This window comes from Actinokineospora alba (genome assembly GCF_004362515.1).
Lineage (GTDB): Bacteria > Actinomycetota > Actinomycetes > Mycobacteriales > Pseudonocardiaceae > Actinokineospora > Actinokineospora alba.
The window spans coordinates 566425-579952 of sequence record NZ_SNXU01000001.1 but is presented as its reverse complement, the minus strand read 5'-3'; the positions used below and the strand labels follow the sequence as shown (position 1 = coordinate 579952).

Genomic DNA, 13528 nt, shown 5'->3' with positions numbered 1-13528 from the left:
CGCCTGAAGTCCCCGCCGAAGTGGATCAGCCGTTGAGCCTGCGACTCGAGTCCGACGCGGTGGTCATGCGCGGCCTTCGCCAGGTCGGCCGGGTCACCACGCTGGCGTGGGACGTGCTGCGCTTCATCCCGCGCAGACCGTTCCAGGGCCGCGAGTTCATCCAGCAGTGCTGGTTCTTCGCCAGCGTCACGATCCTGCCGACCGCGCTGGTGGCGATCCCGTTCGGCGCGGTCATCGCGCTGCAACTCGGCTCGCTGACCCAGCAGATCGGCGCGCAGTCGTTCATCGGCGCGGCGAGCGCGCTGGCCATCGTGCAGCAGGCCGCCCCGCTGATCACCGCGCTGCTGGTCGCGGGCGCGGGCGGGTCGGCGGTGTGCGCCGACATCGGGTCGCGCACCATCCGCGAGGAGATCGACGCGATGGAGGTGCTGGGCGTCTCGCCGATCCAGCGGCTCATCGTGCCGCGGGTCCTGGCCTGCATCGTGGTCGCAACCCTCCTCAATGGACTGGTCAGCGTGGTCGGCGTCGCGGGCGGCTACTTCTTCAACGTGGTCATGCAGGGCGGCACACCGGGCGCGTACCTGTCCAGCTTCAACGCGCTGGCCCAGCTGCCGGACCTGTGGATCAGCACGATCAAGGCGATCCTCTACGGCTTCGTCGCGGGCATCATCGCCGCCTACCGCGGCCTGAACCCCGCCGGCGGCCCGAAAGGCGTGGGTGACGCGGTGAACCAGACCGTCGTCATCACCTTCCTGCTGCTGTTCGCGATCAACGTCGTGCTGACCGGCCTGTACCTGCAAATCGTCCCGCCCAAGGGTTTGTGACCATGGCGATCCGGGAGAGGGCACCCCGCCAGGTCACCACGCGCGTCCTCGCGGTGGCGAACCAGCCGTTCGACGGCCTGGCCGTCCTGGGCCGGCAGCTCGCCTTCTACCTGATGGTGCTGCGCTCGGTGCCACGCACGATCGTCCGGTATCCGCGCGAGACCATGCGGCTGCTGTCCGAGGTGTTCTTCGGCAGCGGCGCGCTCGCGGTCATCGGCGGCACGCTCGGCGTGATGATCGGCATGACTGTCTTCACCGGACTGATCGTCGGCCTGCAGGGCTACTCGGCGCTCAACCAGCTGGGCACCTCCGCGCTGACCGGGTTCATCGCCGCCTACTTCGACACCCGCGAGGTCGCGCCGCTGGCCGCCGGGCTCGCCTTGTCGGCCACCGTCGGGTGCGGCTTCACCGCGCAGCTCGGCGCGATGCGGATCTCCGAGGAGATCGACGCGCTGGAGGTCATGGCCGTCCCGAGCGTGCCGTACCTGGTCACCACCAGGGTGATCGCGGGCGTCGCGGCCGTGATCCCGCTGTACGTGGTGGGTCTGCTCTGCTCCTATCTGGCTTCACGTCAGGTGACCGTCTGGTTCTACGGGCAGTCGTCGGGAACCTACGACCACTATTTCCACCTGTTCCTGCCGCCTGAGGACGTGCTCTGGTCGTTCCTCAAGGTGATGGTGTTCAGCGTCGTGGTGATCCTGGTGCACTGCTACTACGGCTACACCGCGAGCGGCGGTCCCGCGGGGGTCGGCGTGGCCGTCGGCCGGGCCGTGCGCACGGCGATCGTCCTGCAGACCCTCCTGGACTTCTTCCTCAGCCTGGCCATCTGGGGCGCGTCGACCACAGTGCGGATCGCCGGATGAGGCCCACTGAGAGGTTCGAGAAGGTCCGGTACCAGCTCTACGGGCTGGTGTTCCTGGTCGTCGTGGCGACGTTGGTGTGGCTGTCGATCGGATTTTACAACAAGGCTTTCACCACAGTCGTTCCGGTCAGCCTGGAGACCGATCGGGTCGGCAACCAGCTGCGGGTGGGCTCCGACGTGAAGCTGCGTGGGATGATCGTCGGCGAGGTGCGGGCAATCCGGCCTACTGGCGACCGCGCGGTGCTCGACCTCGCGCTCGACCCGGACTCCGTCGACCTCATCCCCGCCAACGTCTCCGCCCGCCTGCTGCCGAAGACCCTGTTCGGCGAACGTTATGTGGCCCTGCTGATCCCCACTGTTCCCGCGCCGCAGGCATTGCGCGGCGGCTCGGTGATCCCGCAGGACCGGACCTCGTCGGCGATCGAGTTGGAGAAGGTCCTCGACCACCTGATGCCCGTCCTCCAAGCCGTGGAACCAGCCAAACTCGCGACCACGCTCAACGCGATGTCCACCGCCCTGGACGGCCGCGGCGCGCAGTTCGGCCGGACCATCGCCGACCTCGACGCCTACCTGGAGCAGCTGCTGCCCAGCATGCCCGATCTCAAGGCGGACCTGGCGGCCCTGGCCACTGTCGCCGACACCTACGCCGACGCCGCGCCCGACCTGCTCCAAGCCATGAGCGACCTGACCACGACCACCAGGACGATCGCCGAGCAGCGGGCGAACCTCGACCTGCTCTTCAGCACCGCCACCACGGCGGCGGTCGACCTCGACCGATTCCTGGCCGTGAACAAGGGAAACCTCATCGACCTGGCCGACACCGCCCAGTCCACGCTGGCCGTGCTGGCGAAGTACGCGCCGGAATACCCTTGCCTGCTGGAGAACCTGGTCAAGGCGATCCCCGCGTCGGAACGCGCGTTCGGCAAGGGAACCGACCACCCGAACGTCTCCAGGGTCACCATCGAGATCGCGGCGAACCGGGGCAAGTACCTGCCCGGTGTCGACACTCCGCGCTACAACGACAAGCGCGGTCCGCGCTGCTACCGGATGGCCCAGCCCGGCGAGAAGTTCCCGCAGTACACCACGGACGGGCCGGTGAAGGACGGCACCTCCAAGCCGCCCGCGCCCAAGTCGGACCGGCCCGAGCAGTTCTGCCCGACCGTCCCGCAGGCCGCGGACGCGCCCGCGCTGGCCAACAGCCCGCAGGAGCGCGACCTGGTGAACGCCCTGATCGCGCCCGGACTCGGCGTCATGCCCGAGGACGTGCCGCGCTGGGCGGGTCTGCTGCTCGGCCCGGCGTTCCGCGGCGCGGAGGTGACGCTGCGATGAGGACAGTGCTCGCACCGCTGGTCAAGATCGCCGTGTTCGCGGTGGTCACCGTGACGCTGACCGCCATGCTGGGCCTCACGATCGCCAACAAGTCCCTGGGGCAGACGATGGGCTACGCGGCCCGGTTCACCGACGCGACCGGCATCGTCGTCGGCGACGACGTCCGCATGTCGGGTGTGCGCATCGGCCAGGTCACCGACGTGCGGGTGGTGGACGACCGGCTCGCCGAGGTCGCCTTCGACGTCGAGTCCGCGCGGAAGCTGCCCGGCTCGATCACCGCGACCATCAAGTACCGCAACCTGATCGGCCAGCGCTACATCGCGCTCGGCGTCGGCGACATCCGCGACCCGAACGACGTCTTCCAGCCAGGTGACACGATTCCGGTCGACCGGACGAAACCCGCGCTGAACCTCACCGTGCTGTTCAACGGGTTCCGCCCGCTGTTCCAGGCGCTCGACCCGGCCCAGGTCAACGAACTCACCGCACACCTCATCCAGGTGCTGCAGGGCGAGGGCGGCACGATCGACAGCATCCTGAGCCACACCGCGTCGCTCACCACCGCCATCGCCGACAAGGACAAAGTGATCGGCGAAGTGATCACCAACCTCAACACCGTGCTGGACACGGTGAACGGCCGCAGCGCGGAGGTGTCCGGGCTCATCGACCACATGCAGCGGCTGAGCACCGGGCTGGCCGAGCAGCGCGAGCCGATCGGCGACGCCATCACCGCGCTGGGCGACCTGACCACGATCACCTCGGGGCTGCTCGCCGACATCCGCCCGTCGCTCAAGCAGGACATCGCGGGCCTCGGCCAACTCTCCACCACGCTTGCCGCGCATGAGGACACTGTGGACCACTTCCTCAAGAACCTGCCCGGCAAGGTCAACGCCATCACCCGCTCCGCCAGCTACGGCGGCTGGTTCAACTACTTCCTCTGCAGCGCCTCCGGTCGAATCGGCGTGTCCGAACTCGGCATCGTCGTGGACATCCCCGCCCTGCCGCTGCCGGGAACGCAGCGACCGGAGAGGTGCGGGCCATGAAGTCGCTGCGCGAACGCAACCAGGCCGGGGTCGGCGCGGTCACCCTGGTTCTCGTCGTCCTGGTTGTGCTGGCGACGTTCTTCTCCGACGACCTGCCGATCATCGGGGGCGGCACGACGTACTCCGCGGAGTTCACCGAGTCCGCCGGGCTGCGGCCGGGCAACGAGGTCCGCGTCGCCGGGGTCAAGGTGGGCGCGGTCGACGCGGTCGCGTTGGCGGGCAACAAGGTGCGGGTAGACTTCACCGTTCGCGACGCCCGGGTTGGCGACCGAAGCACGCTGTCGATCCAGATCCGTACGCTGCTCGGCGACAAGTTCCTCGCCATCGCCGCCGACGGCAGCCGGCCGCAGGACCCAAACGAAGTCATCCCGAAGACCCGGACGCTGACCCCATTCGACATCGTCCCGGTGTTCGACCAGCTCACCAAGACCGTGCAGAAGATCGATACTGACCAGCTCGCCGAGAGCTTCCGCGTGGTCTCCGAGGCCATGTCCGGCAGCCCCGCGCACCTGCGCGACGCGCTCACTGGAATGTCCCGCCTCTCCGCGACACTGTCCACACGCGACGAGGAACTCGCCCGGCTGCTGTCGAATACCTCGTCCCTGTCCAAAACCGTGGCCGACCGGGACAAGCAGCTGCAGAAGCTGTTCGCCGACGCGGGCCTGCTGCTGGAAGAACTTCAGCTGCGCCGATCCGCGGTGAGCAAACTCCTGAGCGGCACCAAGGCACTCGCCGACGAGCTGCACGGGCTGGTGGCCGACAACACCGCGCAGCTCAAGCCGATGCTCACCCAGCTGGACAAGGTGACGACGGTGTTGGCCCGCAACCAGGACAACCTCAGCAAGGGGGTGGCCGCGTTGGCGCCGTTCGTGCGGGTCTTCAACAACACGGTCGGCAACGGCCGCTGGTTCGAGGGCTACATCTGCGGCCTGTTCCCGCCTTCCTCGAAGACCGCGCTGATCGACATCAACCCGGAGGGCTGCTACACGCCGCTGACCCCGGGAGGTGGCAAGTGATCCTGCGCTCCCGGTTCCAACGCGACGCCACGGTCGCCGTGACACTGCTGGCCGTGCTCGGCCTGATCGTCGCGGTCGCGCTGTGGTGGATCGCGGTTCCGATGGCGGGAACGAGACTCACCGCGCACTTCGCCAAGTCGATCGGCATCTACCCGGGCTCCGAGGTGCGGGTGCTGGGCATCGCCGTCGGACAGGTCGACACGGTGGTCCCGCGCGGCGACTTCGTCGAGGTCACGATGACCGTGGACGAAGGCGTGGACCTGCCCGCCGAGGTGTCCGCGGTGTCGGTCGCGCCCAGCCTGGTGAGCGACCGGTTCGTGCAGCTCACCCCGGCCTACGAGACCGGCCCACGGCTCGCGGACCGCGCGCTGATCCCGTTGGCCCGCACCGCGACGCCGGTGGAGATCGACGACCTGACCGCGAGCGTGCGGGAACTGGCGACCGCGTTGGGGCCGGACGGCGCGAACGCGGATGGCGCGCTGTCGGGCGTGCTCGACTCGGCCGCCGCCAGTCTCGACGGGAACGGCCGCCTGCTCAACGACACCATCAAGCAGCTGTCCACCGCGGCGCACACCCTCAGCGAGTCGCGCGGCGACCTCTTCTCCACAGTGGACAACCTGCAGAAGTTCACCCGAACGCTGGCCGAGAGCGACGCGCAGGTCCGGGGGTTCAACACGAAGCTGGCCGGGGTGACCGACTACCTGGCCGCCGACAGCGACGACCTCGGCATCGCGCTCACCTCGCTGGCCAACTCGCTGGGCGAGGTGCAGGGGTTCATCGCGGAGAACAAGGATCTGCTCAAGTCCAATGTGGACCGGCTGGTCGGCATCACCCAGGCGCTGGTCGACGAACGGGGCGCGCTCGCCGAACTGCTCGACGTCGGCCCGCTGGGGGCGACGAACTTCCTCAACACCTACGACGCCGCGTCGGCGTCGTTCTCCATCCGCGGCAACCTCAACGAGCTGACCTACCCGCCGATGGCGTTGCTGTGCCGGACGATCCAGTCGGGCACCCCGACGCAGCTCCCGCCCGCTCTCGGCGACGCGTGTGCGAAGCTGGCACCGGTCCTCGACGGTGTGGTGAAGCTGCCGTCGCCGATCGAGGCGTTGGCCGCGTTGCAGAGCGGCCAGATCCCGCCGATCGCGCTGCCCATGCTCGACCTGCCCGGCCAGAACGCGCCCGGGGGTGGCAGGTGATCAGGCGGCTCGCTCTCTTCGGCGCGATCGTGTTCGCGGTGTCCGGCTGTGGGTCGGGCGGGCTCTATGACGTGCCGCTGCCCGGCGGCGCCGACCTTGGCGACGATCCTTACCGGGTCACCGCGCACTTCGGCGATGTGCTCGACCTGGTGCCGCAGGCCTCGGTGAAGGTCAACGATGTCGCCGTCGGCCGGGTGGACCGCATCTCGCTGGCGGACGACAACACCACGGCGGTCGTGGAGCTGCTGGTCAACGGCGATATCCGGCTGCCCGCCAACGCGGCGGCCGACCTGCGGCAATCCAGTCTGCTCGGCGAGAAGTACATCTCGCTGCGGGCGCCCGCCGCCGGGCAGGGAACGCTCGACGACGGCGCGGTGATCCCGATCGACCGCACCAACCGGAACCCGGAGATCGAAGAGGTCCTCGGCGCGCTGTCCCTGCTGCTCAACGGCGGCGGCGTCGGCCAACTGCAGAACATCGTGCGCGAGGTCAACGCTGCCATGTCGGGCAACGAGGCCGAGATCCGGTCCTTCCTGTCCAATGTGGACTCGGTGGTCCGTGATCTGGACGGGCAGAAGGGTGACATCACCCGCGCCATCGACTCGCTCAACCGACTGTCCGGCACGCTGTCCACGCAGACCTCGCAGATCACCACGGCGCTGGACCACCTGACGCCTGGTCTGAAGGTCGTGACGGAGCAGCGCGATCAGCTGGTGACGATGCTCGGGGCGCTCGATCGGCTGTCCGCCACCGCGGTCGACACGGTCAACCGCAGCCGCGCCGACCTCGTCGAGGACCTGAAGCTGCTCGCGCCGACCCTGCAGAAGCTGGCTGATTCAGGGGCGAACCTCCCTAACGCGCTGCAGTTGCTGCTGACGTATCCGTTCACCGACTACACCGTCAACGCGATCAAGGGCGACTTCACCAACGTCGACGTCGTGTTCGACCTTGACCTGAGTGTGTTGCTGGACAACATCAACAGCTCCAGTTCGCCGTTCCTGACCCTTCCCGGCGTTGGTGGGGTACCGCCCGCGATTCCCCAGCAGCCCGGCCTTCCCGGTCTGCCTGGTCTGTCGGTACCGCAGGCGCCCGCTTCGGCCGGTGGACTCGGCCCGCTGCTCGGCGGCCTGATCGGTGGTGGTGGCTGATGCTCGCGCTGCCCGTCAAGGTCCGGCTGTTCCTGTTCTCGCTGATCGCCGTGCTCGGAATCGCCTACGTCGGCGGCACCTACGCCGGGTTGGACCGACTCTTCGGCCTGCGGGGCTATGTCGTGACGGCCCAGTTCGCCGACTCCGGCGGGATCTTCACCAACGCCGAGGTCACCTACCGGGGCGTGCCGGTGGGCCGGGTCGGCGCGCTGCGCCAGGCCGCGGGCGGCGTCGACGTCGACCTGACCATCAGCGACGACGCCCCGCCCATCCCGGCGGACACCCAGGCGGTGGTGGCCAACCGGTCGGCGGTGGGCGAGCAGTTCGTCGACCTGGTCCCCGCCCGCGACGGCGCGCCCTTCCTGGCCGACGGCTCGGTGATCGCCCGCGACCGCACCGAGATCCCCACCGGACCGGACGAACTCCTGTCCACAGTGGACCGCTTGGTGAGCAGCGTCCCCGTGGACTCGCTGCGTACCGTCGTCGACGAACTGGACCAGGCATTCCGCGACACGGGCCCCGCCCTGCGCACCCTGCTCGATGACACCGGCGCCCTGACCGCCGCGGCGACCGAGCACCTCCCGCAGACCACCGCACTGCTGTCGGACGGGCGCGTGGTCCTGCAGACCCAGGCGGCCCAGTCGGACCTGATCCGTTCCTACAGTGCGGATCTTCGCACCATCGCGGCCCAACTCAAGGCGTCCGACCCGGACCTGCGGTCGCTGCTCAAGGCCGGGCCCGCGGTGTCGGCGCAGGTCTATGAGGTGCTGCGGGACTCCGGCCCAAGCCTCGGCGTGGTCCTCGCGAACCTGCTCACGACCGCCCAGATCACCTCGACCCGCGTCGACGGCATCGAGGAACTCCTCGTCGCCTACCCGATCATGGTCGCCGCCGCCCCCAGCGCCAACCCCGACGGCACCGGACACCTGGGCCTGGTCCTGACCTTCGCCGATCCGCTGTCGTGCACCAAGGGATACGAGACGACGAAACAGCGGCCCGCCAACCAGGTCACGGACATCCCGGCGAACACCCAGGCCTACTGCGCCGAGCCGCCGGGCAGCCCGGTCGGCGTCCGCGGATCGCAGAACGCCCCTTACGGCGGCAAACCCCGCGAGGTCCCCGCCGCCCCCGCCTCGGCGCCCGGGCAGCCGGTGCCCGCATTGCCGCTGCCGGGAACGCTCGGCCTCCCCGGATCGGACCGGCCGCCCACACTCGCGTCCCTGCTCGGTCTCATGTCCGGCTGACACGGCCTATTTCATCGGGCCTCTGGGCTGCCAGGTCCGTGCCCACTGGTCGACCGGCTCCAAGCGCTTGAGCAAATCCGATCCCTGCGCCGTCAGTCGGTATCCGGCCTCGTTCTCGACGATTCCCGCCTCAGTCAGTTCCTTGAGGCGCTTGGCCAGAACGCTCGATGACAGGTCGTCGCACCGGGACTGAAGGTCGCGGAAGGTGAATCCGGCGGGGTCTCGCAGTTCCCAGATGACCCGTAGCGCCCAGCGGCGGCCGAGAAGGTCGAGCAGGGCCATGACCGGCCGCCCGGTCGACGATCCGCGCACTGGCGTGCCCGGCAGTGGTGTGGCGCTCATCATGCTTTCCTTTCCGAAGCAATCATCGTAGCCTGGCGGCATGCCTCTAAAAGAGAAGCAGCCGCGCATCCTGCCCGCCGAACCGCCGTTCGACGACGAGACCCAAGCCGTCCTGGAGCTCCTCGGGCCACCGATCAGCCTCTTCCGCGTCTTCGCCCGGAACCCGGCACGCGCCCGCGGCCTGGCCGGGTGGGGGCACTACTACTTGTCGCGCAAGCTGTCGCTGACGCTGCGCCACCGAGAACTCGTCATCGACCGGACGGTCGCGCTGTGCGGGGCGGACTACGAGTGGGGCGTCCATATCGCCGCCTACGCCGACAAAGTCGGCCTCACCGCTGCCCAGTCGGATTCGCTGGCCCATGGGAGTCCTGCCGACGAATGCTGGGACGCGGCCGACCGCGCGGTGATCGCCGGTGTCGACGAACTCCACGAAAGCCACGACCTCGGCGACCTCTCGTGGGCCACGCTCGTCGAGCACCTCGGCGAGGACGGGGTGATGGACTTGCTTCTGCTGGCGGGTTGGTACCACGCGATCGCATTCACCGCCCGCGCGCTCCGACTTCCCTTGGAGAAGGGCACGCGCGGCCTCGACGCACACCCGCGCGAGTAGCACGAAAGATCCGTCGTGATCCATTTCGGATGCGCTATCTCGACCATAATCGCTACCCATAACATGGTTGGCATGGAACTGGAGTTCCGCCACCTGCGAATCGTGATCGTGGTGGCCGACGAAGGCAGTATCACCAAGGCGGCCGCGGCGCTGGGGTTGTCCCAGCCGTCGCTGACGTCGCAGTTGCAGCGGATCGAGCGGGCGCTGGGGGCGCCGTTGTTCGAGCGGGTTCGGACCGGTGTCGTCCCCACGTCGTTCGGGCGGTCCGTGTTGGCCAAGGCGCGGTCGGTGGTCAACGAGATGGCCGACCTGCGCGGCGACGCGCCCAAGGTGGCCGCGGCGCCGAACCAGCAGGTGGAGTTGCGGATCGGCGGAATCCCGGGGGCGCTGCTCGCCCTGCTGGTTCCCCGGCTGATCGCGGGGCAGGCCAAGGCGACGCCCGAGGCGCCGCCGCTGAAGGTGGCGGTGCACACCGACCCGTCGGTGGCCGCGCTGCTCGCGAAGGTGCGGGCCGGGCGGATCCACGCGGCGCTGCTGTGGGAAGGCATCGGGTTCGAGGGCAGCGGCGGCGACGGGGTGCGCCGGGAGGTGATCGTGCCGGTCGAGCCGCAGTTCGTCGCCCTGGCCGAGTGGCACCCGCTGGCCGCCCAGGCGGCCGTCGAACTCTCGGCGCTGGCCGAGGAGAACTGGGTCGTCGACCCGCAGGAGGACCACGGCGGGATCGCCGCCCTTCGCTGGGCGTGCCGCAAGGCCGGGTTCGACCCGCGGATCACCCACGAGGCGGGCGACGCGGTGTCGGCCCGCGAGTTCGTCACCAGCGGTCAGTGCGTGAGCCTGGCCCAGCCCACCTCGAACGAGGGCATGGGCCTGGTGGTCCGCCCGCTGGTCGGCGACCCCATCGTCGGCCGGGTCGAGCTGGCCTGGAAGGACCCGTGCCCGGTCGACCCGGAGATGATGCGCGCGGCCGTCGCGGCGACCTACGCCGGGCTGATCGACCGCAACCCGAGCTACACGAAGTGGTGGGCCCAGCACGGTGTCCTGATTTCGTAGCATCCGGCCCACGATATTTGTTTTCCAACGCTCAACTTCGCCGACCGAATGGCGCAGTTAACTGTTAAGTCGCCGAATGCGTTGTGCGGGTGGAAGTTGTGGGTCATTCTGGCGTCGTGGGTTATCCCGGAGGCGAAGCGACGGCGGTGCTCGAACCCGCGCCGCGCCCGTTTCTGCGCACTGCGCTCGACGAGGTGTGCGAGCAGGTCCAGCCGCTGGTCGACCTCGGTCAGTCCACAGTGGAGAGTCACGGTTTCGGCATGGCTGTGGCCACAGTGGACGGTGAGCTGTGCGGTGTCGGCGACTACCAGGTCCCGTTCCCGCTGCGCAGCCTCGCCAAGGTCTTCGGCTTCGCTCTCGCCCACGCCGTGGACAGCAGGCCCGGCCCGCAGAACCCGTTCGACCCGCTGGGCGCACTGGTCACCACCGACCGCCTGCTGAGCCGCACCGGCGACGCCGCGGGCGCGCTGCGTGCCTTCCTGGCCGCCCAGTCCGGCAACCATTCCATCGCCGACGAGCCCGCTGGAACCTCGGCGAACTCCGCGCTGGCGCAGATCATCGCCGGCTCCGACGTCCTCGACAACCCGGTGTCGACCGTCGTCGACCACTTCAACCGCCAGGGCGCGATCGCCATGACCTGCGCGGACCTGGCGACCGCCGCGCTGTTCCTCGCCCGCGGCGGGGTCGGCGCGGACGGCACCCGGCTGCTGGCCCGCGAGGCGACCCGGCGGCTCAACGCGATCATGCTGGTCTGCGGCATGTACGACGGCGCGGGCGAGTTCGCCTACCGTGTCGGCCTCCCGGCCAAGAGCGGATCCGGCGGCGGCATCATCGCCGTGGTGCCCAACCGGTGCGTGGTGTGCGTGTGGAGCCCGGGACTCGACGCCTGCGGCAATTCCGTCGCCGGGGTCGCCGCGCTCGAAGCGTTTTCGACCGTGACCGGCTGGTCGGTTTTCTGAGTCGCGATTTCGCACTGAAACACAGCTTGCCGGGCAAAGTCCGCGACGCCATTGCCTTGCGGACGTGAAACCGCCACCATGTTGCTGGATGGCGCGCCGCAGTCGTGCAGGGTCGACTGCGGTCGGCCATCCTGCCTCGCCGCCAACGTTCCACTCGGCCGGGACACCGGGTGGCACGCCCTCGCACGGCGAGGCCGGAGGCCCGGCGCCGTCGGCACGCCGTCGGCGTCGTGGCCTCCACCTTCTGAACGCATGAGCCCGATCCCGACACCCGGCTCGACCGACCCGCGGCCACCAACCGGAAACGCAAGGGGCCCAACAGAACGGCCTGTTTGGGTGGTTCGCCTTGATTCGGGGGAAATGGGGCTAAACTCGCGGTGCGGGTGGGCTTTACGTGCCCCGCCTTTTGACCCGCACAGCCCCATTTCGAGGGTCCCCGAATCAAGGCGAACCACCCGAACAGGCACCCCGCACCCGAGCCGGCGCGGGTGGTGGTGGGCGAGTCGGTTCAACCGTTCAGTCGTCGGGAGTGGACTCGCTGGTGCGGGGTAGCAGCCTGCGGTCGTCGTCGTTGCCGCTCAACCGAGCGCCGTTGTCCCGCTCCGCTTGGGCGTAGTGCGGCGGCGGGTCGCGCAGGGCGTCGGTCAGTTCGGCGAACGTCGGCAGCAGCGCGGCGGCTTCCCGGACCTGCTCCGGGTGCCGCGCCAGCCACCAGACCGCGGCGCTGCCGGGGTCGGTGAAGACGTTCTCCGCCAAGTAGGCCCGGGTGCTCTGCTCCAGTTCGCGCTCCTGGTGCAGGACCTGCTTCTCCTTGCGCAGCTCCGCCAGCCGGGCGATCCGGGCGGCGTCGGTCTCCGGCACCGTCAGGCCCACCTCGTGCGCCCACGCGACGATCTGGCCGGACCGGTCCGGCAGTTTCGCGCCCAGTTCGGCGGCCAGGCGGGGCAGTGCGGCCTCGGCGTCGGCGGGGGAGCAGGTGATCGTGAGCTGCCGGGCCCGCTCCAGGATCGCGTGCACCGCCAGGCCGCGCGGGTTGCCGTGCTCGCTGCCCTCGCCGCCGGTCCAGCACACCTTGCAGGACAGGATGAACCGGTAATAGGGCTCCGCGCTGTCGATCGGGATGGCGGGGACGTGGTGCTCGTCCGGCACGGGCTCGACGACGGGCTTGGGCCGCGACCGGGCGACGTCGGCCAGGAGCGCCGCCTGCTCGCGCTGGAACATGACCTGCCGGACCCCCATCGCGCCCGCCGCGAGGGACAGCACCAGCAAGATCACCGTCAGCCAGCGCGGCAAGTCGAACGCGAAGGTCAGCATCAGCGGCAGCAGCAGGGCGGCGCCCATCACGAGGATGGGCGCCCGCCATCGCGCGGAAATCTCCACACGGACTACGTACCGTGTGCGGGCGCCCACGCGACAGCCCATCGACGGGGATTCGCTCGAACATACGAACGTCCCTGGGCCAAGCGGCTGAATCGATCCTGGGTCACCGCAACGCGGCACGGATCCGCTCGGCGAAGTCCTCGGCCCGGTGCTCGTCGTCGTACGGGTGCCGCGGGCCCAGCCAGAACCGCAGCCCGTCCTTGACCCGGCGCGGGATGACGTGCAGGTGCAGGTGCGGCACCGACTGGCTGATGACGTTGTTGATCAGGATCATCGAGCCGTCGGCCCCCAGCCCGTCCTCGACCGCCCGCTCCAGCCGCTGCGCGAGGGTGAAGAACGCCGGGACCTTCTCGCCCGGCAGGTCGCTGAGGATCCCCATGTGGACCTTGGGCACGACGAGGGTGTGACCGTGGAAAAGTGGACGGTGGTCCAGGAACGCGAGCGTGTCGTCGTCCTCATGGATCACCGTGGCGGGCAGCTCACCGGCGACAATCCGACAGAACGTGCACGGCTTGGACACCTGACCTC

At 69.4% G+C, this 13528-nt stretch carries 14 protein-coding genes; 11 read left to right on the top strand and 3 right to left on the bottom strand.

All coding sequences use genetic code 11. The features are described 5' to 3' along the window. The first annotated feature begins 65 nt into the window (after positions 1-65). The 8 genes from C8E96_RS02670 to C8E96_RS02635 are packed head-to-tail and all read left to right on the top strand — an operon-like array spanning position 66 to position 8659. Positions 66-824, top strand: coding sequence for an MlaE family ABC transporter permease (locus C8E96_RS02670; RefSeq protein WP_091382041.1), 759 nt, complete (start codon positions 66-68; stop codon positions 822-824). After that, a complete protein-coding gene (locus C8E96_RS02665) occupies positions 821-1687 on the top strand; it encodes an MlaE family ABC transporter permease (RefSeq protein WP_407642597.1) in 867 nt (288 codons plus the stop codon). Before C8E96_RS02670 ends, C8E96_RS02665 begins: the two co-directional genes overlap by 4 nt. Then, positions 1684-3015, top strand: a complete 1332-nt coding sequence (locus C8E96_RS02660; protein WP_091381885.1) for an MCE family protein — start codon at positions 1684-1686, stop codon at positions 3013-3015. The genes C8E96_RS02665 and C8E96_RS02660 overlap by 4 nt, the downstream gene beginning before the upstream one ends. After that, positions 3012-4055, top strand: a complete 1044-nt coding sequence (locus C8E96_RS02655) for an MCE family protein (RefSeq protein WP_091381887.1) — start codon at positions 3012-3014, stop codon at positions 4053-4055. The genes C8E96_RS02660 and C8E96_RS02655 overlap by 4 nt, the downstream gene beginning before the upstream one ends. After that, positions 4052-5071 (top strand): MCE family protein, encoded by a 1020-nt coding sequence (locus C8E96_RS02650; protein WP_091382043.1) that lies wholly within the window; start codon positions 4052-4054, stop codon positions 5069-5071. The genes C8E96_RS02655 and C8E96_RS02650 overlap by 4 nt, the downstream gene beginning before the upstream one ends. After that, entirely contained in the window at positions 5068-6267 is a 1200-nt protein-coding gene (locus C8E96_RS02645; RefSeq protein WP_091381889.1) for an MCE family protein, read from the top strand. Before C8E96_RS02650 ends, C8E96_RS02645 begins: the two co-directional genes overlap by 4 nt. Next, entirely contained in the window at positions 6267-7415 is a 1149-nt protein-coding gene (locus C8E96_RS02640) for an MCE family protein (protein WP_228770185.1), read from the top strand. Before C8E96_RS02645 ends, C8E96_RS02640 begins: the two co-directional genes overlap by 1 nt. Continuing rightward, positions 7415-8659 carry an MCE family protein gene (locus C8E96_RS02635; protein ID WP_091381893.1) on the top strand — a complete coding sequence of 415 codons (1245 nt, stop codon included), beginning with the start codon at positions 7415-7417 and terminating at the stop codon, positions 8657-8659. Before C8E96_RS02640 ends, C8E96_RS02635 begins: the two co-directional genes overlap by 1 nt. 6 nt (positions 8660-8665) lie before the next feature. Here C8E96_RS02635 and C8E96_RS02630 read toward each other — a convergent pair whose 3' ends face one another. Next, positions 8666-9001: a winged helix-turn-helix transcriptional regulator gene (locus C8E96_RS02630; protein WP_228770178.1), complete on the bottom strand. Its 336-nt coding sequence runs from the start codon at positions 8999-9001 to the stop codon at positions 8666-8668. 40 nt (positions 9002-9041) lie between these two features. Here C8E96_RS02630 and C8E96_RS02625 point away from each other — a divergent pair, with 40 nt between their 5' ends. The 3 genes from C8E96_RS02625 (at position 9042) to C8E96_RS02615 (ending at position 11620) form a co-directional block, all read left to right on the top strand. Further along, positions 9042-9611, top strand: coding sequence for a carboxymuconolactone decarboxylase family protein (locus C8E96_RS02625; protein WP_091381897.1), 570 nt, complete (start codon positions 9042-9044; stop codon positions 9609-9611). A gap of 72 nt (positions 9612-9683) precedes the next feature. Next, positions 9684-10661, top strand: coding sequence for a LysR family transcriptional regulator (locus tag C8E96_RS02620; protein WP_166657859.1), 978 nt, complete (start codon positions 9684-9686; stop codon positions 10659-10661). A gap of 116 nt (positions 10662-10777) precedes the next feature. Next, positions 10778-11620 (top strand): glutaminase, encoded by an 843-nt coding sequence (locus C8E96_RS02615; RefSeq protein ID WP_228770179.1) that lies wholly within the window; start codon positions 10778-10780, stop codon positions 11618-11620. Positions 11621-12136: 516 nt separating this feature from the next. Here C8E96_RS02615 and C8E96_RS02610 read toward each other — a convergent pair. Both C8E96_RS02610 and C8E96_RS02605 read right to left on the bottom strand, forming a co-directional pair. Further along, positions 12137-13000, bottom strand: a complete 864-nt coding sequence (locus C8E96_RS02610; RefSeq protein ID WP_133794133.1) for a hypothetical protein — start codon at positions 12998-13000, stop codon at positions 12137-12139. A gap of 103 nt (positions 13001-13103) precedes the next feature. Continuing rightward, positions 13104-13520, bottom strand: a complete 417-nt coding sequence (locus C8E96_RS02605) for an HIT family protein (RefSeq protein ID WP_091381902.1) — start codon at positions 13518-13520, stop codon at positions 13104-13106. Between the last annotated feature and the right edge of the window lie 8 nt (positions 13521-13528).